The sequence below is a fragment of the Phenylobacterium sp. FG114 genome (genome assembly GCF_057809855.1).
Map to the genome: position 1 here is coordinate 146,569 of NZ_JBMDKU010000014.1, position 21,082 is coordinate 167,650.

Below are 21,082 nucleotides of genomic sequence, written 5' to 3' on the forward strand. Positions count from 1 at the left end.
CCATCTGAAAGACCCGCGCTCCGCCAACGACGGCGCGCGGGAGCGGCAGGTCGTCGCACCAGCCCGCGGATCGGAACCCATGGCGTCTTTCGGCTCCATCGAACGCCGTGCGGCAAACGAAGCTTAACCAACGTGTCGCCCAGTGGCCGCCCAGCCAGAGGGAACCTCCGTGAGCGACACCTACGCCGTCCGCGAACGTCTCGACTTCATCGGCATGGACGCGTCCGCCCGCGCCGTCCTGCGGAGTCTCAAGCCGTTCATCCAGGCCGAGATCGAGCCGGCTCTGACGGTGTTCTACGCCCGCTTGCGCGAGACGCCGAAGATGCGGGCGTTCTTCAGGGACGAGAGCCGCATCACCGCCGCCAAGGGGGCGCAGGCCCGGCATTGGGGGCTCATCTGCGACGGCGTGTTCGACGATGCCTATGTGACGGCGGTGCGCTCGATCGGACAGACCCACGCGCGGATCGGGCTGGAACCCCGCTGGTACATCGCCGGCTACGCCCTCGTGACGGACACTCTGGTCCGCCGGATCGTGGAGACGCGCTGGCCGAAGCGACTGGGTCGCCGGGGCAGGGACGCCGCCGAGATGGCCGACGCCGTGGCGGCGACGGTCAAGGCGATGATGCTCGACATGGATTTCGCGCTGTCGACATATCTCGACGCGCTGGAAGCGGATCGTGCGCGGTTGCAGGCCGAGCGCGAGATGGCGGAGCGCAACCAAGCGGCGGCGGTCTCGGCCCTCGCGGCGGCGCTGTCGCGGCTATCGAACGGCGACCTGCGCGCGCGGGTCGACGCCGACCTCGCCCCCGAATTCACCGGCCTCAAGGCCGACTTCAATGCGGCGATCTCGGCCCTGGAGCAGGCGGTGGGCGCCGCCAGCGAAGCGGCCCGCGTCGTCAGCGGCGGCGTCAGCCAGATCGACTCGGCGGCCGACAACCTCTCGCGCCGCACCGAGCAGCAGGCGGCGAACCTGGAGCAGACCGCCGCCGCCCTGGAGCAGATCACCGTAGCGGTCCGGAAGAGCGCCGAGGGCGCCCAGGACGCCAGCCGCATGGTCGCGGGCGCCAAGTCGGAAGCCGACCGTTCGGGCGACATCGTGGCCCACGCGATCGGCGCCATGGACCAGATCGACAGTTCCTCGAACCAGATCGGCCAGATCATCGGCGTGATCGACGAGATCGCCTTCCAGACCAACCTGCTGGCGCTGAACGCCGGCGTCGAAGCGGCCCGGGCCGGCGACGCGGGCAAGGGCTTCGCGGTCGTGGCCTCGGAAGTCCGGGCCTTGGCCCAGCGCTCGGCCGAGGCCGCCAAGGAGATCAAGGCGCTCGTCGGCGAGTCCAACGCGCACGTTAAGTCCGGCGTCGAGATGGTGGGTCAGGCGGGCGAGGCCCTGACAGCGATCTCTGAGCGCGTGGCGGCCATCGACATGCTGGTGGCCGAGATGGCGGCGTCGGCGCAGCAGCAGACCCGCGCCATTGGCGAGGTCAATATCGCGGTCAACCAGCTCGACCAGCTGACTCAGCAGAACGCCGCCATGGTCGATCAGACCACCGCCGCGACCACGTCCCTGAATCGCGAAAGCCTGGGCCTGTCGCAACTCATGGACGGCTTCCTGGTCGGGCCTGCGCCGGCCCCGTCCCGAGCGCGCGCGGCCTAGACCATCCCGGCCTTGCGCAGGGCCTGATACGACTTGATCACCCTCTGCAGGCGGTGCTCGCCCGAGCGGTCGCCGTTGTTGGCGTCGGGGTGCAAGCGGCGAACCAGCTCGGTGTAGCGGGCGCGGATCTTGGCGCTGTCGGCGTCATCATCCAGGTCGAGGTCGGCAAGCGCGTTGCGCTCGATCTTGCCCAGCTTGCGGCCCTCGGGCTCGGGCCGGCGCGCCTGGGCGCCTCCGCCGCCGAACATATTGAACGGGTCACGGTAGCCCTGGCCGGTGCCGAACTTCGTTTGAAAGGCCGCGGCCTCGCGGCTCATCCGTCCGGCCTTCATCTCCCAGGTGGGACGCCCGCCCGTCATGAGCTCTTCCTGCTGGCGGCGGCGGACCTCGCCCTCCGGCAGGCCAGCGAAGAAGTTCCAGTTGCGATTGTACTCCGCGGCATGCGGCTGGCAGAACCAGTAGTGCTCGTTGAGCATGTCGCGCGCCTTGGGCGCCCGCGCCGTCGCGGGCCGCCGGCAACCGGGGTGGTCGCAGGCGCGCTCGCCTGGCTTCAGGGCGTGGACGTCCTGTTCCGACTCGTCCTTCTCGGACGGCGGACGGACGCGGATATCCACGAACTTCGGCTTGTATTGAAACGCACCCGGCATGGGCCAAGTATGGGGGGGAGAAACTTCCCTGCAAGAATTGAAGATGCGGCCAATGGGCGCCATATTTGATGTGATCCAAGACAAGCTCACGGCGGCCTTCCAGCCCACACGGTTGGAGATCGTCGACGACTCCGACCGGCATGCGGGCCACAGCGGCGCGCGCGAAGGCGGGGAAAGCCATTTCAACGTGACCATCGAGTCGCCCGCATTTTCGGGAACGCCTCGGGTCGCCCGCCAGCGGATGGTCTACCGGGCGCTCGCCGACGAACTGGCGGGGCCGGTCCACGCGCTGTCGGTGAAGGCGCTGGCGCCCGGCGAGGGCTGAGGCACAGACTAGGATTTGAAGAGCCGCAGCTCGAGGCGGCCAGACGACAATTGGAGGGGACGGCTTGCGGACGACCATCACCGTCAACGGCGAAGCGCGGTCGCTCGACCTCGATCCGCGGACGACTCTGCTCGACGCGCTGCGCGAGCACCTGAAGCTGACCGGCTCGAAAAAGGGCTGTGACCACGGGCAGTGTGGTGCCTGCACCGTCCTGGTGAACGGCGTGCGGATAAACGCCTGTCTCTCGCTGGCCGTCATGCACGACGGCGACGCGGTCACGACCATCGAAGGGCTTGGCAGCCCCGACAAGCTGCACGCCATGCAGCAGGCGTTCCTCAAGCACGACGCCTTCCAGTGCGGCTATTGCACCCCCGGCCAGATCTGCTCGGCGGTGGCGGTGCTCGAGGAGATCGAGGCGGATGTCCCGAGCCACGCCTCCGACGTGGCCGACCGCGCGCGCCTGGCGCCCGACGAATTGCGCGAGCGGATGAGCGGGAACATCTGCCGCTGCTCGGCCTATCCCCAGATCATCGACGCGATCCTTGACGCCGCCGGAGCCACCTCGTGAAGGCCTTCACCTATGAGCGTGCGACCGACGCGCGCGGCGCCGTGGAGGCCGTCACCGCGACCCCTGGCGCGAGGTTCATCGCAGGCGGCACCAACCTGCTGGACCTGATGAAGCTGGAAATCGAACAGCCCGCGCACCTGGTCGATGTCGGTCGGCTGCCGATGGCGAGCATCGAGGACACGGACGAAGGCGGCCTCCGCATCGGCGCCATGGCGACGAACACGCGCGTCGCCTCAGACCCTCGCGTGCGGACACGCTATCGCGTGTTGTCCCAGGCCATCGTGTCGGGAGCGTCGGGCCAGCTGCGCAACAAGGCCACGACCGGGGGCAATCTGCTGCAGCGCACCCGCTGCCCGTATTTCTACGACACCTCCAAGCCCTGCAATAAGCGCCGGCCCGGTGAAGGTTGCGCGGCGATCGAGGGCCACATCCGAGAGAGTGCGATCCTGGGCGTCAGCACCGCCTGCATAGCCGTGCATCCGTCGGACATGGCGGTGGCGATGGTCGCGCTCGATGCGTGGGTCGAGACGCTCACACCGTCCGGGGACGCTCGCCGCTTCCCGCTGATGGAGCTGCATCGGCTCCCTGGAGACACCCCTCACCTCGAGACCCACCTGATCCCGGGCGAACTGATCACCGCCGTCGTCCTTCCCCCACCGCCCGAGGGCGGCCAGCAATATCGGAAGGCGCGCGACCGGGCGTCCTACGCCACCGCCCATGCCAGCGTCGCCATAGCCGGCGGCCGGATCGCCCTGGGCGGGCTGGCTCACAAGCCCTGGCGCGCCGTCGACGCGGAAGCGGCCCTCGCCGAAGGCGCGAGCGCCGCTGAAGCGATGGGCCGCGAATTGAAGGACGCGACCTTGCGTGGCGAGAACGCCTTCAAGGTTCCGCTGGCGACCCGGCTGGTCGCGGCAGCACTTGCCGAGGCTCAACCTCAGGCCGGCAACGGGAGGGACGCATGAGCTCGGTGCACGACTGGGCAGCGCCCAATCCCGTCACGACCAACCGTTCCGGCCTGATCGGCAAGGGCGTCGACCGCTACGAGGGCCCGCTGAAGGTCACGGGCACGGCGGCCTACGCCTACGAGGTCCAGCCGCCCTCGCCGCCGGCGTACGGCGTCATGGTGGGCGCCACCATCGCCACCGGCCGCATCGCCGACGTCGACATCGCCGAGGCGCAGGCCGCGCCGGGCGTGCTCGCCGTCTGGACCCATCGGAACGTCCCGGCCCAACCCCCGCGCGGCACGAAGGTCCATCCGCGTAGCACCGCTGGCTCCCGGCCTGCGCTGGAGAGCGATCGGGTCTTCCACTTCGGCCAGCCGGTCGCCTTTGTGGTGGCCGACACGCTGGAGAACGCCGTCGCGGCCTCGGCCCTCGTGAAGCTGACCTACGAGGGGGATGCGCCCGAGGTGGATTTCCGCGCCCGCCTGGCCGACGCCGGCCAGCCGCCGGGCGAGCAGGATGTCGAGATCGGGGACTTCGACGCCGGCTTCGCCGCCTCGGCGGTGAAGCTGGACGAGACCTGGTCCACGCCGATTCAGAACCATTGCCAGATGGAGCCCTGCGCCTCGCTGGCCTGGTGGGAGGGCGACACCTGCATCGCCCACACGTCCGTGCAGATGGTGAAGCCGGCCCAGCACGGCCTGGCGGAAACCCTCGGCATCGACCGCGACGCGGTGCATCTGCTGACCCGTTATATCGGCGGCGGCTTCGGCGGGAAGGGCCAGACCTACGACGACCTCACCCTGGCGGCCCTCGCGGCTCGCGCCCTGGGGCGGCCGGTGAAGGTGGCTTTCACGCGCCAGCAGATGATGCACGGCACGATCCATCGTCCGGCCACCGTCCAGCGCGTCCGCCTGGGCGCCGAGAAGGATGGGCGGCTGAACGCCTTCTCGATCATGACCTGGACGCACTGCCACCGTGACGGGTCGTTCACCGAGCACGCCTCGAACTTCGCCCGCGCCCTCTACGCCGCGCCGAATCGCCTGACGGGCCATCGTCTGGTGAAGCTGGACCTGCCGGGCGCGGGACCGATGCGGGCGCCGGGCGAAGCCTCCGGCACCATGAGCCTGGAATGCGCCATGGACGAGCTGGCCGAGCAGCTCGGCATGGACCCCGTCGAACTGCGCATTCGCAACGAGCCGCCCGTTGATCCGGAAAACGGCCGCCCGTTCTCGCAGCGCCAACTGGTGCGCTGCCTCAAGGAAGGCGCCCAGCTGTTCGGCTGGGACCGGCGCATGCCGACGCCCGGCCAGGTGCGCGACGGCCGCTGGCTGGTGGGCCTGGGCATGGCCGCGGCCATCCGCGGCAACTTCCTGCTGCCCGCCAAGTGCAGCTTCTCGGTGGACGCCGAGGGGACGATCACCGTGCGCCAGGGCATGACCGACATCGGCACCGGCACTTACACGGTGCTGGCCCAGATCGCGGCCGAGACCCTGGGCGTGCCGCTGGGCAAGGTGGTGGTCGAGATCGGCGACAGCGAACTGCCGCCCGCGCCGGGGTCCGGTGGACAGTTCGGCGCGGCCTCGGCCGGGTCAGCGGCGCTGGCCGCGGGGATGAACCTGCGCAAGGCCATCGCCGAGCTCGCGACCGGCGATCCGGGCTCTCCGCTATACGGCGAGGATCCCGAGCTGGTGACCATCCAGGATGAAGTGGTGGCCATCGAGAACAAGTCCGAGACGCTGGCGGCCCTGGTGGCCCGTGCGGCGCCCGGGGGCCTGACGGTCGAAGGCGACAGCCGTCCGGCCGCGGACATGCGCGAATGGAGCACCCAGACCTACGGCAGCCATTTCTGCGAGGTCGGCGTCGACCCGGTGACCGGCGAGGTGCGGGTGAGCCGGATGCTGGGCGTCTTCGCCGCCGGGCGGATCCTCAACGAGAAGACCGCCAGGAGCCAGCTGACCGGCGGGATGATCTGGGGGATCGGCTCGGCCATCACCGAAGGCAACCTTGTCGACCCTCGCCACGGATCGCTGACGGGCCAGGACCTGGCTCAATACCTGGTGCCGGTGCAGGCCGACATCGGCGAGCTCGACGCCATCATGCTCGACGAGGTGGACGACAAGGCGAATCCGATGGGCATCAAGGGCGTAGGTGAACTGGGCAATTCGGGCGCCGGGGCCGCCGTGGCCAACGCCATCTACAACGCCTGCGGCGTGAGGTTGCGCGACTATCCGATCACGCCCGACAAGCTGCTCGCGGCCCTCATCGCGCAGGGGCGTTGACGCGGCTCCTCCCCGGCGGGCGCCTCGCGCGGAGCCTTATCGCACAAGGGATTGGCGCCGCGGTGGCGTGGCTGTGGCCTGAACGCCTCAGCTCCGAGATATCGACGTTGCGCGATCGGCTTTGCCTTTGAACCTAGGTGGTCCTCACGTTGAGTGTCGGACGTAGGCGTTCGCAGAAGCGCCCTAGGGAAGGACAAAATCATGAAGCGAGTACTGTTCCGCGGCGCCAGTGCACTGGCCGTCGGCGCGTTCGTGTTGGCGGCCCCTGCCTTCGCCATGGCTCAGGCCACTCAGGCGGATGAGGGTCCGACGATCGACGAAATCGTCGTCACCGCGCAGATGCGCGAACAAAGTCTGCAGGACGTGCCGGTCGTGGTCACGTCCGTGAACGCCCAACAGCTGCAGGACGCCGGCGTTCGCGACATCAAGGATCTGACGATCGTCGCGCCCGGCCTCACGGTCACCTCGACCAGCAGCTCCGCCGTCACCACCGCCCGCATCCGCGGGATCGGCACCGTCGGCGACAACCCGGGCCTCGAATCGTCCGTCGGCGTCGTGATCGACGGCGTCTACCGGCCCCGCAACGGCGTCGCCTTCAGCGACCTGGGCGAGACCGAGCGCATCGAAGTGCTGAAGGGTCCGCAGGGCACGCTGTTCGGCAAGAACACGACCGCCGGCGTCATCAACATCATCACCCGCAAGCCCTCGTTCGAGCTGGGGGCGACGTCCGAAGCCCAGTTCACCAACTTCGACGGCTTCGGCGGCTCGATCTCGCTCACCGGCCCGGTCATCGCCGACAAGGTCGCGGCCCGGGTCTACGTCGCGGCTCGCGAGCGCGACGGCTATTACAAGACGCTCGGCCCGGACAACAACGACCAGAACTTCTACACCGGCCGCGGCCAGATCCTGTTCACGCCCACCGACACTTTGGATGTGAACGTCTCCATGGACTACACCAAGCGCGACGAGCGCTGCTGCGGCGCGGTGCAGATCAAGAACGGCGCGACCCAGGCGATCATCAATTCGCTGGCGCCCGGCGGGCTCGCCAATCCCCCCGATCCGGACGAATTCCGCGACTACAGCAACCGCAGCTTCCTGAAGACCGTGAAGGATTCGGGCTGGGCGGTCGAAGCCAACTGGAAGACGCCTTGGCTGGGCGGCGCCAAGCTGACCTCGGTCACGGCCCTGCGCGACTGGAGCCAGACCGGCGGCGCGGACGTGGACTGGACCACCGCCGACATCCTCTACTCGCCGACGCTGCGCGAAAGCTCCAACCCGGGGTCGAGCAAGTTCAAGACCTTCACCCAGGAGGTCCGCCTCGCCGGGGCGACCGACAAGCTGAACTGGCTGGTCGGCGCGTTCTACTCGCGTGAAGACCTGGGCCTGCACGTGCGGACCGTCACCTACGGGACCCAGTACGAGCAGTACGTCAACGCCCTGTTCTCCAACACGCTCTCGTCGGTGTTCACCGGCCGGCCGCTCGGGACCACCTTCGTCGCGGGGCAGGGGCAGGACGACCTCTACAACCAGCGCGAGGAAGGCTTCTCGCTCTTCACGAACAACAGCTACCAGTTCACCGACGCGCTCGAGCTGACGGTGGGTCTGCGCTACACCTGGGAAGACAAGGATCTGAAGTCCTTCTGGAGCAACACCGACGGCGGCTCCGGCTGTTCGCTGGCGCTGGCCCGGGCGGCTGGTCTGGCTGGCCGGGTGCCCGCCGCGCTCATCCGCGCCGACGGCACGCTGGCGTCCGGCCCCTACCAGGTGCTGTGCGCGGCCTCCAACAGCCCGGCCTTCGGTCGCGTGGGCACGAACAAGCAGAGCCTCAGCGAAGATAAGCTGACCGGGACCGCCAAGCTGGCCTACCGGTTCTCGCCGGAACTGATGACCTACGCGTCCTACGCGCGGGGCTACAAGGCCGGCGGCTTCAACCTCGACCGGATCGCGACGACCAACCAGACCGTCGTCGGTCAGCCGACCACGCCGGTGCTGGACACCAGCTTCGCGCCCGAGACCGTCGACTCGTATGAGATCGGCGCCAAGAGCACGCTGCTGAACCGCAAGCTCCTGCTGAACGCCACGCTGTTCTACCAGAAGTACAACGACTTCCAGCTGAACGCCTTCAACGGCCTCGTCTTCTCGGTCGCCTCGGTGCCGAAGGTCGTTTCCAAGGGGGTCGACCTCGACTTCCTGTGGTTCACGCCGATCGACGGCCTGACCCTGAACGGCGGCGTCACCTATGCCGAGACCTACTACCCCAAGAGCAATCCGCTCTTCCTCGGCGGCAACCTGCCCGGCGCGCGGCTTTCGCTGGCGCCGATGTGGTCTGGCTCGCTGGGCGTGACCTACGAGCGCAACATCACCGACGAGCTCGTCGGCCGCTTTGCGATCAACTCCAAGAGCGTGTCTGGCTACAACACCGGTTCGGACCTCGATCCGGTGAAGAACCAGCCCGGCTTCACTCTGGTGAACGCCCGCGTGGGCCTGTCGTCCGCCGACAAGCGCTGGGCGGTGGAAGCCTTCGCCCAGAACCTGTTCGACGACACCTACTATCAGGTGGGCTTCAACGCGGTGCTCCAGTCGGGCTCGTACGACGCCTTCCTGGGCCAGCCGCGCACCTACGGCGTGGCTCTGCGCTACACCTACTGAGTACGGCCGCCCCCGCCGCCTCGCGGCGGGGGCGATCCGCCAGGACGCCTTTGCGCCAGATCAACGCGGGCGGCGCCTCTCCGGCTAGGCTTTAGTCATGGCCTCTGAAACACCCACTGCTCCCGCGCAGCATCGGGAAGCCCAGCTCCGCGGTCTCCTGGAGGAGATCGACGGGCGGTTGATCGAACTCCTGACATCCGGCAAGCGCGCTTCGGGTAAGCGCCTTCGCCGCATCGCGCGCTACGAAGGCGCCCGTGCGGCGGTGCTGCGCCTGCTCGAATGCCCGACGCCGAACCGCTAGCGTCAACCGCGCCCGCCGATCCGCCGACCGGCCTGCTGCGCCGCCTGGGACCGGGGTTGATCACCGGGGCGGCGGACGACGACCCCAGCGGCATCGCAACCTACTCCCAGGCGGGAGCCGTCTTCGGGCTCCAGATGCTCTGGACCGTCGTCCTGACTCTGCCGCTGATGACGGCGGTGCAGGCTATCAGTGCGCGCATCGGCCGGGTCACGGGCCAGGGCCTGGCGCTCAACCTCACGCGCGTCCTGCCGCGGCCGGTCGTCGCCGGGCTGGTCCTGCTCCTGATCGTGGCCAATGTGTTCAACATCGCAGCCGATCTCGCGGCCATGGGCGCCGCGGCCCAGCTCGTCAGCGGCTGGGACGCCCACGCCATGACCCTGGCGTTCGCCGCCGGCTCGCTCCTGATCCAGGTCCTGGTTCCGTACCACCGCTACGTCAGCGTCCTGAAGTGGCTGACCATGGCGCTCTTCGCCTACGTCGGCGTGGTGTTCACGGTGCAGGTGGACTGGCTGGAGCTCGCCGCCCGCACGGCCATGCCGCGGCTGAAGCTGGACCATGCGGCCCTGCTGATGGTCGTGGCCATCCTGGGCACCACGATCAGCCCCTACCTCTTCTTCTGGGAAGCCTCGGAAGAGGTGGAGGAAGAGGAGGAGCGCGGCGCTGGCTCGCTCCTGGACCAGCCGGCCGCCGCGCCGGTGGAACTGCGCCGGATCGCCCTCGACAACGTGCTGGGGATGGGCCTGTCCAACCTCATCGCCTTCTTCATCATCTTGACCACCGCCGTGACCCTGCATGCGCATGGGGTGCGCGACATCCAGACCGCGGCGGAGGCGGCCAGCGCGCTTCGCCCCATCGCCGGGGATCTCGCCTTCGCGTTGTTCAGCCTGGGGGTGGTGGGGACGGGCCTGCTGGCCATCCCGGTGCTGGCGGGCTCGGCGGCCTATGCGGTGAGCGACCTGATGGGCTGGCCGCGGGGCCTGGAGCTGAAGGCGCGGCAGGCGCCCGGCTTCTATGGCGTCATCGCCGCCGCAATCGGCCTCGGTATCGGCGTCGCGGCGATCGGGCTGGATCCCATGCGCGCCCTGTTCTGGAGCGCGGTGGTCAATGGAATCATCTCGGTGCCGATCATGGCGGCGATGATGCTGGTGGCGACCCGGCGGCCGATCCTGGGCCGGTTCACGGCCGGTCCGGCGGTCGCCACCCTGGGATGGGCCGCGACCGCCCTGATGGCTGCCGCCGTCGCGGCGATGGCGCTGTCGGCGTGAAACGCAGAACTATTCTGCACAAACGGTAACTACCGTAGCCGTGGCTGGCGCACTATTTGCTCCCTCGCACCGGGTTGTCCGGTTTCGAGGAGACGAGACGTGAAGCTGCTTCTGGCGATCAGCGCCCTGGTGGGGTCGGTCGGCCTGCTGGTGACCGACTGGGCCGGTCAGGCCTTCCCTTACCTCTAGGCCTCTGGCTCTAGCGAGCCTTGAGCTCGCTTAGCACGCGCGCGAGATCGCCCTCACGGAAGGGCTTCTGCAGCACCGGCGAACCCCGATCCACATCGCGAAGGCCCGCATCGCCATAGCCCGTGGCGAAGGCGAACGGCGCGCCCTTTTCCCGCAGCAGGTCGGCGAGGGGGAAGATCGGCTGGCCGCCGAGGTTCACGTCGAGGACGGCGCAGTCCAGTTCGGCCTGCTTCGCCAGTTCGATCGCCTCGTCCAGGCGCGAAGCGGGGCCCACGACCGTGCAGCCGAGGTCGCTCAGCATGTCCTCGATCAGCATGGACACCATCATTTCGTCCTCGACCACGAGGACGCGAAGCCCCTCCAGGCTCGTCTGGGCGGTCATTCCATGCACTCCAACACGAAGGCCAGCGTCATCCGGCATCGTTCAATCACACCTGTCTAGTTGAACATGAACTGAATGTCGCGGGAGGTGTTAGGCAATCGCCCGTCGCGTGCATCGCTTCCCTCCCGCCCTCAGTCCCTCGCGTGGAGAACGGCCCAGCTTCGCCCTGGTTCCGCGTCGCGCCGCATTCGGTGCGCGCCTGGGTCGCATGGGGTGCGACGCGCGGTCTTCGTGCTTTGGAAACCACTCTTCGCGAGAATCGCCTGGCGATTGAGGGCAGATCCCATGTTCGATTTCACCGTGCGGGCCCGTAGCGGCCATTGGGTTCTCCAGGACGCCGAAGCCGGCGACCTGGGCGCCTACGAGACGCGTGACGAGGCCCTCGCCGCCGCCGGCGACTGGGTGCGCCTGATCGAGATGCCCTGGCCGGTGCTGGTCTGCGACGCGGACGGCGAATGGGACCAGACCGTGGTGGAGCCCACCTGCCTCCACTGAGGCGTCACAGGCGGCTCAGACGTCACATTACGCGTCGTTTAAGTATTAAGCGTCTGTAATATTCTTAAATCGGTGTCATTACTCCCTATTCACGGGTTTTCATCCGTGGTCGCGAGTATTCGTTTCCTTGCCGGCGGACAACACCGCCGGAGCACAGACCGCTCCGAAGGAAACGACCATGAACAAGCTCAACCTGACCAACCGCATCTCCGGCCTTGCCATGCTGGCCCTCGCCGCGCTCCCCATCGCGTCGCTCCCGGCCTCGGCCTTGGCCGCGCCTGCCGCCGTCAAGGTCGCCGACATCAACCTGCTCACCTCCGAGGGCATGGCCACCTTCGCCAAGCGCGCCGACTACGCCGCCCGCGACTTCTGCCGCGACGAACGCAGCCTGAGCGCCGCCGCCCACTGCCGGGCCGGCGTGAAGCTGGAGCTCTCCGAGAAAGTCGCCGCGCTGCGCACCGCCCAGGCCGCGCAGCCGGCCAAGACCTTCGCCGCCCGCTAAGCTCTCCCTTCGAATAGCGGACGTGCGAAAAGGCCCACAGCCGCCCCAGCTGTGGGCCTAATCGCGTCTAGACCTTCGCCAATACTCAGGCCGCGGCGTCGACCAGGACGACTTCAGAGTCTTCCAGCGCTGTCACCTTCAGGACGTCTTCGTCCTTCACCGCCGCGCCGTCCCGGGCGTTCAGCCGAACCCCGTTGACCTCGATGGCGCCGACCGCCGGCACGAGGTAGGCGTGCCGGTCCTTGCCCAGCACATACTCTGTGGTCTCGCCGGCCTTCAGCGTGGCGCCCGCCACCCGGCCGTTGGTCCGGATCGGCAGCACGTCCGCATCGCCGGGGACACCGCTGGCCAGGGTAACGAACTTCCCGGCCCGGTCGCCCTTCGGAAAGGGCTTGGCGCCCCAGCTGGGCTGGCCGCCACGCTCGGACGGCTCGATCCAGATCTGGAACAGCGTCGTGGTCTCGGGCTCGAGATTGTACTCGGCGTGGCGGATGCCTGTCCCGGCGCTCATCACCTGGACGTCGCCGGCCGCGGTGCGGCCCTCGTTGCCCAGGCTGTCCTTGTGCGTGATCGCCCCAGTCCGGACGTAGGTGACGATCTCCATGTCCGCATGGGGATGCGGCGGGAAGCCGGAGTTCGGGGCGATCTCGTCGTCGTTCCACACGCGGATCGGGCCCCAGCCCATGTTCTGCGGGTCATAGTAGTTGGCGAACGAGAAGTGATGGCGAGCCTTGAGCCAGCCATGGTCGGCGCCGCCGAGGCGCGCGAAGGGTCTGCGGTCGATCATCTCGAAGTCTCCCGGTTGGCGCGGGTGGCCGCGCCGTTCGAGGGGTAAGATAATGGCTCTGTTCGGGTGATAAATCGCGGCTGAAGGAGAAGATTATCTCTCTGGCGGAAGCAATAGGGGCCGGCTGACACAGGCCTGCGGTCCGCCTTCAGGCGCGGTTCATTACGCTGAAGCTCCACTGGCGCGGCAATTGGCTGGAGGCCCTTCGACATGAGCAAGACGTTCTGCATCGCCGCGCTGGCGGCCCTCGCTGTGGGAAGCGGCGCTCACGGCCAACCGTTCCGCGGCGGATCGGCGACGCTTTACGATCAGCCGAACTTCCAGGGCAACTCGGTGACGATCACCCAGTCCGCGCCCGACCTCGGCAAGTGGCGCTTCAACGACCGCGCCCAGAGCGCCCGGTTCGAAGGCCGCTGGCTGATCTGCGAGCACGACGACTTCAAGGGCCGCTGCCAGGAGGTTCGCGGCGAGGTGGCCAATCTGCACACCCTGGGCCTGATGGCGCAGATGTCGTCCCTCGAGCCGGTCGGCGGGCGGCCGGGCGGTCCCGGCCCCGGCCCTATCCCGGGCTTCCCCGGTCGTCCCGATGGTCGCGGCGTCGACGGGACGGTCACCGTGTTCTTCGCGCGCCCGACCCTGGGCGGCATCGACGTGGCGGCCGGAAGCCGCGGCGCGGACATGTATTGCCGCCGCCAGGGGCTCGGCCCGGCGGTCTGGTACGACTCCAGCCAGCGCGCGAGCCAGGCCGTCGGGCCTGAGGGCCAAATGATCGGCCGCTCCTCCGTGATCCGCGATCTGCTGTGCCGGAAGTATTGACCGGAACTGACCATCCTGCCCCTCTCCAGCCCAGGTTGGGGAGGGACAGATGCGTCGGATTGGAATTTCCGCGGCCGCCATCCTGCTGATGGGCGCCGCGCCCGCGTCCGACTGGCGGCCGCTGGATCCTGAGAACACCCTGGTCATCGGAACGACAAAGGGACAGGTCGTCGTCGAACTGAGGCCAGAGTTCGCGCCGAAGGCCGTGGAGCGCATCAGGCTCCTGACCCGCGAAGGCGTCTACAGCGGGCTACAGTTCCACCGGGTGATCGACGGCTTCGTCGCCCAGACCGGCAATCCTAACAACCGCGATGGCGGCGCCTCGGCCCATCCCGATCTACCGCCGGAGTTCGGCTTCCGAATACCCGAGGAGGCCGCCACCGTGGTCGTCGACCGCAGCGACGCGCGGGACGGTTTCGTGGGCGCCACCCCGTTCCAGGCCGTCTCGGCGGCCGAGCAGGCGCGGGGGCCCGACAAGCGGCTGCGCGGCTGGGGCGCCTATTGCCCGGGGGTCGTGGGCATGGGGCGCCAGGCCGACCCGGGCACCGCCAACAGCGAAATCTTCTTCATGCGCGGCCCGTCGCGCCGGCTGGATCACGAATACACCGTCGTCGGCCGCGTGGTGGCGGGGCGGGACGCGATCCAGGCGGTGGCGGTCGGAGAGCCGCCCAAGGTTCCCGACCTGATGCTCAAGGTGCGGATGCTGGCCGACATTCCCGAGACCGAGCGGCCCAGGATCGAGGTGGCCGACACGCGCGGCCCGGCCTTCCAGGCCAAGGTCGCGGCCCTCAAGCGAGAAAAGGGCGCCGCCTTCAGCATCTGCGACGTCGAGGTCCCGATCCGGCTACGGTGAAGCTCCTGCGACGATGCGCGCAATTGTTGTCGTTCCCGCCCACCCGTACAGCCGGTTGCACGGGAACGGGACGCAGAATGCGCTTTGAAGTCGTAGAGGAACCGGACGGCTGGGTCGTCCGCCGGGAAGGTCGCGAGCTTGGCCGCTTTGCGGACCAGGAACGGGCGTTGCACGACGTCGCCGAACGCCTGCGTGACGCAGACGGCTCGGCGCCCGCATCGCTTTCGATGCGCTATCAGCCGCGCGCCGCCTAACCTAAGCGCTTGCGGGCCAGATGCCCGCCGGGCCACATCGCGGGTGAATCATCCCGCGGGGCCAAGTCTTGAAATTCCTTCGATCCTTGAGCGTCCAGGTGCTGATCGCGCTGGCGTTGGGCGTGGCCGTGGGCGCGTTCGCCGCCGCGTACGGCGGCGACGGGGCGCGGCGGCTGATCGAGGGTATCGAGGCGCTGGGCGGGCTGTGGCTGAACGCCCTGCGCATGACCGTCGTGCCGCTGATCTTCGCGGTTCTGGTGACCGGCATCGCCCAGGTTTCCGACGCCGCGGCCACGGGCCGCCTCGCGGCGCGCGCGGTGCTCTGGTTCTTCGGCCTCCTGCTGCTTTCGGCGGTCGTCTCGGTCCTGCTGTGCAACGGCGTGCTGGCGGTCTGGCCGGTCGGCGAGACGGCCGCCGGCGCGCTGCGGGCCGGCGCCCAGGCGCCCGCCGCCGACGTGGCGACCGCCCCGGACTTCGTCGCGTGGGTCAAGAGCCTGGCGCCGTCCAACCCGATCAAGGCCGCCGCCGAGGACGCGATCCTGCCCGTGGTCGTGTTCGCCGTCTTCACCGGCTTCGCGCTCACCCGTCTGACCGACGGCAAGGGGAAGACCCTGCTCGACGTCTTCCAGGCGCTGGGCGAGGCGATGATCGTCATCGTGCGCTGGGTGCTGCTGGCGGCGCCCATCGGCGTGTTCGCGCTGGGCCTGGGCGTGGGCCTGCGCGCGGGCGTCGGGGCGGCGGGGATCCTCGGCCAGTACATCGTGGTGGCCTCGCTGGCCGGCCTGGTCATCGCGATCGTGGCCTACGTGGTGGCGATCACGGTCGGCCGCGTGCCGCTGGGCCGCTGGGCGCGCGCCACGTCGCCGGTGCTGGCGACGGCCTTCGCCACCCAGTCGTCGCTGGCCTGCCTGCCCGCGATGATCGAGCGCTCGCGGGACGACCTGGGTGTGCCCCAGCGCATCGCCAACCTGATCCTGCCGCTGGCGGTCGCGGTGTTCCGCATGACCAGCCCGGCGGTGAACCTGGCCGTCTGCGTCTTCGTCGCCCACGTCTACGGCCTGCAGCCGTCGATGCTGCAGTACACCGGCGCGGTGTTCGTCGCCTTGGCCGTCAGCGTCGGGTCGGTGGGCCTGCCGGGCCAGGTGTCGTTCATCGTCAGCGTCGCGCCGATCTGCATAGCGCTCGGCCTGCCGATCGAGCTGCTGCCGATCCTGCTCGCCGTAGAGGTTGTTCCCGACATCTTCCGCACGCTGGGCAACGTCTGCGGCGACATGGCGGTCACCGCGATCTTGGCTCGCAACGAGCCCAACACCGAGACGACTACCCAAGCCTGAGCGGTTCCGGCATGGTCCGGCCCGCATGAAGAACGAACCCTTCTTTCGAAAAGACGGCGATCTTTTCGTCCCGACCACCGCGGGCATCGGCCCCTGGGACAAGAACTCACTCCATGGCCGGGTGATCATCGGCCTGCTCGGCGCCGAGATCGAAAAACGCCATGGCTCGGCCGAGTACATGCCCGCGCGCCTGACGGTCGACATGTACAAGTTGCCGGACCTGTCGCCGGTCGAGGTGGTGACCCGCACGGTCAAGGACGGCTATCGCATCAAGGTGATCGACGCCGAGTTCATCTCGGGCGGCGTCAGCGCGGGTCGCGCGACCTGCCAACTCCTGCGCAAGACCGAGAACGCCCCCGGCAATGTATGGAAGCGCGAGCCGTGGGGCGCGGCGCATCCGGACGACCTGCCCCAGGCGCCCGAGAGCCCGATGGGCGGCATGTGGAAGGTCAAGCCGATCTCGGGCCAGATGCGCGGCGTCGAGCCCCGCCGCCTCTGGATGGCGGAGGTTCGCGAGGTGGTCGACGGCGACCCGCTGACGCCCTTCGTCCGCGTCGCCGTGGCCGCCGACTTCGCCAGCCCCTTCGCCCACGTCGGCGACCAGGGCCTGGGCTACATCAACACCGACGTGACGCTGTACCTGCACCGCGAGCCGGTGGGCGAGTGGATCGGCTTCGAGAGCCTGACGCACGGCGCCACCGACGGCGTCGCCGTGGGCGACTGCCTGCTGCACGACGCGCAGGGGCATATCGGCTCGGCGAGCTGCACGGCGCTGGCGCAGAAGCGGAAGCTGTAGCACCTAGGGGCGATGTTCCCCGCCCAGCCCCGCCAGGAAATCCTGGACCTCCGGATGTCGAAGATCCGCGAGGTCGCCAACGCCGGGATGGGCCGCGACGACATCCTGGCGTTCTGGTTCGGCGAGGGCGATCGGCCGACGCCGGAGTTCATCCGCCAGGCGGCGGCCGACGCCCTGCTGGCAGGCCGCACCTACTATACCCACAACCTGGGCCGCCCAGATCTGCGAGAGACCCTGTCGCGCTACCTGACCGGTCTGCATGGCGCGCCGATTGCGACGGACCGCGTCGCCGTGACCAGTGCGGGCGTCAACGCCCTGATGCTGGCGGCCCAGCTCGTCATCTCGCCCGGGGACCGGACGGTGGTGGCGGGGCCGATCTGGCCGAACGTGGTGGAGATCCCCAAGATCCTGTCCAGCCGGGTCGAAGTCGTGCCCGTGGAGGCGGGGCAGGGCCGTTGGCGGCTCGATATGGACCGGTTGATGGCCGCGCTGACGCCGGGCACCAGGGCGCTGTTCCTGAATTCGCCGAACAACCCGACCGGCTGGACGATCCCAGCCGAGGACCGCGCGGCGATCCTGGAGCGCTGTCGGCAATACGGCATCTGGCTGATCTGCGACGACGTCTACGAGCGCCTGGCGTTCGACCGGCCGTCGGCGCCGTCGTTCCTCCCGCTGGCGACGTCGCAGGACCGGATCATCGGCGTGAACAGTTTCTCGAAGGCCTGGCGCATGACCGGATGGCGCCTGGGCTGGATGGTGGTCCCGCCGACGCTGCTGGAGAGCCTGGGGGTGCTCGTCGAATACAACACCTCCTGCGCGCCGGACTTTATCCAGGAAGGCGCCAAGGTGGCCGTGGAGCAGGGGGAGGCGGTGGTGGCCGAGCTCAAGGCGGAACTGGCGGCCGCCCGCGACCAGGTGATCGGTGCTCTGCGCACCTTGCCGGGCGTCGAGGCGCCCACGCCCGACGGCGGGCTCTACGCCTTCTTCCGGGTCGAGGGCTGCACGGACTCGCTGGCGCTCGCCAAGGACCTGATCGCGCACGCGGGCCTGGGCCTGGCGCCCGGCGCGGCTTTCGGGCCGGAGGGCGAGGGGTGGCTGCGCTGGTGCTTCGCCGCCCGCCCCGAGAAGAACGCCGCCGGCCTGGAGCGGCTGGCGCGCTACCTCAGCGCGCGATAGGCGCACCAGGCGAGCACCGAGGCCTGCGCGGCCACGATCGCCCAGAGGGCGGTGCGGAACGGCTCCTTGCGCGTCTTGTGACGGAGCGTCTGCTGGGCGACCAGCGCGCCCGGGGATCCGCCGAACGCCGCCAGCATCAACAGCCGCCGCTCGGGGATCCGCCACGCGCGCCGCTCCGCCGCCCGCTTGTCGAGGGCGAAGGTGGCAAAGGTCGCGGCGTTGATCGCCAGGACATAGAGCGCGAACAGCTCGAACATGCGCCCGAGCGTCGCCGCGTCGCGATGAAGGCGGCGTTAGCGCGCCGGGTTCGGCGGAGTCTCGGTGGTCGGAGCTTCAGTCGGAGCCGCTTCGGCCGGCGGCGCGGCTTCGGCCGGCGCAGCGCTTTCCTCGTTCACCTTGAACGTGGCGCCCATGAGCTTGGCGCGGCTTTCGAGCGAGGCCGAGACCGTCTCGCAGCGGGCCGGCAGGCTCCAGCTCATCCATTCCTGGGCCTTGCGCGCCTTGGTCACCTCGGGGCCGGTGTTCCAGATCTGGCGCCCCTGGCGCACGGCGGTGGCGCCCAGGGTGTTGATGGGCCGCACCGAGGCCTTCTCGGCGGCGGTCAGCGCCGCCTGGAAGGTCTTGAGCTGGGTCTTTCCGGTCTTCTGCATGTCGGCATAGACCTTGAGATCGTCCTCCAGATTCGTGCCCGGCTTGCGGAACTGGCTCTCGATGCGGGTGACCTCGGGCATCATCTCGTCGTGCATGTCGAGGTAGCCGCGCAGGGCGCCGTAGCACCAGGCCACGAACTGGTAGTCGTCGCGCGGCGCCCCGGCGGGCAGCCGGTCTTCCGCGGGCGCCGGAGCCTCGGCGGCGGGCGCGGCCGCTTCCGGAGCCTGGGCGAAAAGGGCGAGCGCGATAGCGAGAGCAGTCATTCAGAGCCTTGTGTTCAGTGATTTTGTCAGCTTTGCGCCGAACCTGGTTCCACGGGGCCGAACCCGCCGCCCCCCGGCGTTTCGATCTCGATTGCGTCGCCAAGCTCCACCGTAACGGAGAAGCAGCCGGGAAGTTCACTGACAGCGCCGGAGGCCGCGATCAAGCGCTGCCGGCCGGGCAGTCCGGGCGATCCGCCGCGCAGGCCCTCCGGCGCATGCTCCCGGCGCGAGGAAAGCAGGGCGGCCTCCATCGGCGCCAGGAACCGGATGCGCCGCCGCGCCCCGTCCCCGCCGCGCCGCGCGCCCGCGCCGCCCGAGCCGTGACGCCGGCCGAAGTGCTCGACACGGACCGGGAAGCGCCGCTCCATGATCTCCGGATCGGTGAGCCGCGAGTTGGTCATGTGGGTGTGAACCGCGCTGGCGCCGTCGTTGGTCGCCGTGGCGCCGGCCCCGCCACAGATGGTCTCGTAATATTGCCGCTGCTCGTCGCCGAAAGTGAAATTGTTCATCGAGCCCTGGGCGTTGGCCATCACCCCGAGCGCCGCATAGATCGCGTCGACCACATGCTGGCTGGTCTCGACGTTGCCGGCCACCACCGCCGCGGGCGGATGCGGGGCCAGCATCGAACCGTCGCGCGTCAGGATCTTCAGCGGCTTCAGGCACCCGGCGTTCAGCGGGATGTCGTCGTCGACGAGCGTCCGGAAGACGTAGAGGGCGGCGGCGTCGACGATGGCCGAGGGCGCGTTGAAGTTCGAGCCGAGCTGGTCCGCGCTCGCCGTGAAGTTCAACACCGCCTCGCGCGCGGCCGGGTCGACGGTCGTGCGCACCACGATCTCGCCGCCGCCATCCATCGGCACACGGGCCTCGCCGTCCTTGAGCTTGCCAACGGCGCGGCGCACGGCCTCGGCGGCGTTCTCCTGCACGAAGCCCATGTAGCGGGCGACGGCTTCGGCCCCGTAGGCGCGGATCATCTCGGCGACGGCCGCGGCGCCGGCCTGGCAGGAGGCCACCTGCGCCTTGAGGTCGGCCAGATTGCGATCGGGCGCGCGGGCCGGCCAGCGCCCGGCGGCGAGCGCGGCGCGGGTCTCGGCCTCCAGGAAGCGGCCGTCGCGCATGATCGGCAGGGCGTCCAGCATCACGCCCTCCTCGTCGATGGTCTTCGAGAAGGGCGGCATGGAGCCCGGCTGGATCCCGCCCACATCGGCGTGGTGGCCCCGGGCGGCCACATAGAAGCTAGCCTGGGCGTCCGCCTCGGCCATGAACACCGGCATGACGACAGTGATGTCCGGCAGGTGGGTGCCGCCAGCGTAGGGGTTGTTCAGCGCAAAGGCCTGGCCGGGCTTCAGCTCGGGGTGGCGGTCGCGAACGGCGCGCACGCTGGCGCCCATCGAGCCCAGGTGCACCGGCATGTGCGGCGCGTTGGCCACCAGCCCGCCGTCGGCGTCGAACAGGGCGCAGGAGAAGTCCAGCCGCTCCTTGATGTTGACCGAGTGCGCCGTGCGCTCCAGCGCCGCGCCCATGGCCTCGGCCACGCCCATGAAGCGGCGATTGAAGAGTTCGAGCGTGACCGGGTCCGGCCTGTCGAGCGCGATGGCCTGGCGCGTGGCAGCGGTGGTGCGGGCGAGCCGGATCAGGCCCTTCGGTTGGGCGACGGCGCGCCAGCCGGGCAGCACCGCGATCTGGGTGTCGGCCCGGACGACGAGGGCCGGGCCTTCAATCTGTTGCAGAGTCTCCGCCGCGACGACTGGCGCGTCATGCCAGGCCCCGAACGCGTACATGCGGACCTTCTCCCCTTGCGGGAGAAGGTGGCCCGCGGAGCGGGTCGAATGAGGGGTTTTGCTTCCCTCGCCGCGCGACCCCTCATCCGTCACCCTTCGGGCGACACCTTCTCCCGCAAGGGAAGAAGGGGCGCTCACGGCCTCCGCCTCCACCGCCGCGATCAGGATCGG

At 69.3% G+C, this 21,082-nt stretch carries 22 protein-coding genes and 1 pseudogene; 16 read left to right on the forward strand and 7 right to left on the reverse strand.

Going from position 1 to position 21,082, the window contains the following annotated elements:
• Positions 1-169 precede the first annotated feature (169 nt).
• Complete coding sequence (locus ACODSY_RS21295; protein ID WP_488953894.1) at positions 170-1,657, forward strand: methyl-accepting chemotaxis protein; 1,488 nt, start codon at positions 170-172, stop codon at positions 1,655-1,657.
• Here ACODSY_RS21295 and ACODSY_RS21300 read toward each other — a convergent pair.
• Positions 1,654-2,304 (reverse strand): DnaJ domain-containing protein, encoded by a 651-nt coding sequence (locus ACODSY_RS21300; RefSeq protein WP_488953895.1) that lies wholly within the window; start codon positions 2,302-2,304, stop codon positions 1,654-1,656. The genes ACODSY_RS21295 and ACODSY_RS21300 overlap by 4 nt on opposite strands.
• Positions 2,305-2,356: 52 nt before the next feature.
• On the opposite strand from ACODSY_RS21300, the gene ACODSY_RS21305 reads away from it, so the two are divergent.
• The 7 genes from ACODSY_RS21305 to ACODSY_RS21335 all read left to right on the forward strand — a co-directional run bounded on the left by ACODSY_RS21305 (position 2,357) and on the right by ACODSY_RS21335 (position 10,635).
• Entirely contained in the window at positions 2,357-2,629 is a 273-nt protein-coding gene (locus tag ACODSY_RS21305) for a BolA family protein (protein ID WP_488953896.1), read from the forward strand.
• 64 nt (positions 2,630-2,693) lie between these two features.
• On the forward strand, positions 2,694-3,197 hold the full coding sequence (locus ACODSY_RS21310) for a 2Fe-2S iron-sulfur cluster-binding protein (RefSeq protein WP_488953897.1): 504 nt from the start codon (positions 2,694-2,696) through the stop codon (positions 3,195-3,197).
• Positions 3,194-4,159, forward strand: coding sequence for an FAD binding domain-containing protein (locus ACODSY_RS21315; RefSeq protein ID WP_488953898.1), 966 nt, complete (start codon positions 3,194-3,196; stop codon positions 4,157-4,159). The genes ACODSY_RS21310 and ACODSY_RS21315 overlap by 4 nt, the downstream gene beginning before the upstream one ends.
• Positions 4,156-6,420, forward strand: a complete 2,265-nt coding sequence (locus ACODSY_RS21320) for a molybdopterin cofactor-binding domain-containing protein (protein ID WP_488953899.1) — start codon at positions 4,156-4,158, stop codon at positions 6,418-6,420. Before ACODSY_RS21315 ends, ACODSY_RS21320 begins: the two co-directional genes overlap by 4 nt.
• Before the next feature lie 201 nt (positions 6,421-6,621).
• Positions 6,622-9,069: a TonB-dependent receptor gene (locus tag ACODSY_RS21325; RefSeq protein WP_488953900.1), complete on the forward strand. Its 2,448-nt coding sequence runs from the start codon at positions 6,622-6,624 to the stop codon at positions 9,067-9,069.
• Between the two features lie 97 nt (positions 9,070-9,166).
• A complete protein-coding gene (locus tag ACODSY_RS21330; protein WP_488953901.1) occupies positions 9,167-9,370 on the forward strand; it encodes a hypothetical protein in 204 nt (67 codons plus the stop codon).
• On the forward strand, positions 9,349-10,635 hold the full coding sequence (locus ACODSY_RS21335; protein WP_488953902.1) for an NRAMP family divalent metal transporter: 1,287 nt from the start codon (positions 9,349-9,351) through the stop codon (positions 10,633-10,635). The genes ACODSY_RS21330 and ACODSY_RS21335 overlap by 22 nt, the downstream gene beginning before the upstream one ends.
• A 199-nt stretch (positions 10,636-10,834) precedes the next feature.
• Here ACODSY_RS21335 and ACODSY_RS21340 read toward each other — a convergent pair whose 3' ends face one another.
• Positions 10,835-11,206 carry a response regulator gene (locus ACODSY_RS21340; RefSeq protein ID WP_488953903.1) on the reverse strand — a complete coding sequence of 124 codons (372 nt, stop codon included), beginning with the start codon at positions 11,204-11,206 and terminating at the stop codon, positions 10,835-10,837.
• Positions 11,207-11,491: 285 nt separating this feature from the next.
• Here ACODSY_RS21340 and ACODSY_RS21345 point away from each other — a divergent pair, with 285 nt between their 5' ends.
• Together ACODSY_RS21345 and ACODSY_RS21350 are read left to right on the forward strand one after the other, a co-directional pair.
• Positions 11,492-11,701 carry a hypothetical protein gene (locus ACODSY_RS21345; RefSeq protein ID WP_488953904.1) on the forward strand — a complete coding sequence of 70 codons (210 nt, stop codon included), beginning with the start codon at positions 11,492-11,494 and terminating at the stop codon, positions 11,699-11,701.
• Positions 11,702-11,879: 178 nt separating this feature from the next.
• Positions 11,880-12,203, forward strand: coding sequence for a UrcA family protein (locus ACODSY_RS21350; protein ID WP_488953905.1), 324 nt, complete (start codon positions 11,880-11,882; stop codon positions 12,201-12,203).
• An 85-nt stretch (positions 12,204-12,288) separates the two neighbouring features.
• Here ACODSY_RS21350 and ACODSY_RS21355 read toward each other — a convergent pair whose 3' ends face one another.
• Positions 12,289-12,990, reverse strand: coding sequence for a pirin family protein (locus ACODSY_RS21355; protein WP_488953906.1), 702 nt, complete (start codon positions 12,988-12,990; stop codon positions 12,289-12,291).
• A 210-nt stretch (positions 12,991-13,200) separates the two neighbouring features.
• On the opposite strand from ACODSY_RS21355, the gene ACODSY_RS21360 reads away from it, so the two are divergent.
• From ACODSY_RS21360 to ACODSY_RS21385, 6 genes are all read left to right on the forward strand, one after another.
• Positions 13,201-13,806 carry a beta/gamma crystallin-related protein gene (locus ACODSY_RS21360; protein WP_488953907.1) on the forward strand — a complete coding sequence of 202 codons (606 nt, stop codon included), beginning with the start codon at positions 13,201-13,203 and terminating at the stop codon, positions 13,804-13,806.
• A 49-nt stretch (positions 13,807-13,855) separates the two neighbouring features.
• A complete protein-coding gene (locus ACODSY_RS21365) occupies positions 13,856-14,659 on the forward strand; it encodes a peptidylprolyl isomerase (protein WP_488953908.1) in 804 nt (267 codons plus the stop codon).
• A gap of 77 nt (positions 14,660-14,736) precedes the next feature.
• On the forward strand, positions 14,737-14,913 hold the full coding sequence (locus ACODSY_RS21370; protein ID WP_488953909.1) for a hypothetical protein: 177 nt from the start codon (positions 14,737-14,739) through the stop codon (positions 14,911-14,913).
• 86 nt (positions 14,914-14,999) lie between these two features.
• Complete coding sequence (locus ACODSY_RS21375; protein WP_488953910.1) at positions 15,000-16,247, forward strand: dicarboxylate/amino acid:cation symporter; 1,248 nt, start codon at positions 15,000-15,002, stop codon at positions 16,245-16,247.
• A 25-nt stretch (positions 16,248-16,272) separates the two neighbouring features.
• A complete protein-coding gene (locus tag ACODSY_RS21380; RefSeq protein ID WP_488953911.1) occupies positions 16,273-17,043 on the forward strand; it encodes a thioesterase family protein in 771 nt (256 codons plus the stop codon).
• 12 nt (positions 17,044-17,055) lie between these two features.
• The gene (locus tag ACODSY_RS21385; protein WP_488953912.1) at positions 17,056-18,219 is read left to right on the forward strand and encodes a pyridoxal phosphate-dependent aminotransferase; all 1,164 of its coding nucleotides are present in this window, start codon (positions 17,056-17,058) and stop codon (positions 18,217-18,219) included.
• On the opposite strand, the gene ACODSY_RS21390 is transcribed toward ACODSY_RS21385, so the two are convergent.
• The 4 genes and pseudogenes from ACODSY_RS21390 to ACODSY_RS21405 all read right to left on the reverse strand — a co-directional run bounded on the left by ACODSY_RS21390 (position 18,201) and on the right by ACODSY_RS21405 (position 21,030).
• A complete protein-coding gene (locus ACODSY_RS21390) occupies positions 18,201-18,476 on the reverse strand; it encodes a DUF1294 domain-containing protein (protein ID WP_488953913.1) in 276 nt (91 codons plus the stop codon). The genes ACODSY_RS21385 and ACODSY_RS21390 overlap by 19 nt on opposite strands.
• Before the next feature lie 36 nt (positions 18,477-18,512).
• Complete coding sequence (locus ACODSY_RS21395) at positions 18,513-19,133, reverse strand: hypothetical protein (RefSeq protein WP_488953914.1); 621 nt, start codon at positions 19,131-19,133, stop codon at positions 18,513-18,515.
• Between the two features lie 26 nt (positions 19,134-19,159).
• Positions 19,160-20,911, reverse strand: coding sequence for a hydantoinase B/oxoprolinase family protein (locus tag ACODSY_RS21400; protein WP_488953915.1), 1,752 nt, complete (start codon positions 20,909-20,911; stop codon positions 19,160-19,162).
• Positions 20,886-21,030, reverse strand: a pseudogene (locus ACODSY_RS21405) (hypothetical protein). The gene ACODSY_RS21400 and the pseudogene ACODSY_RS21405 overlap by 26 nt, the downstream one beginning before the upstream one ends.
• Positions 21,031-21,082 lie beyond the last annotated feature (52 nt).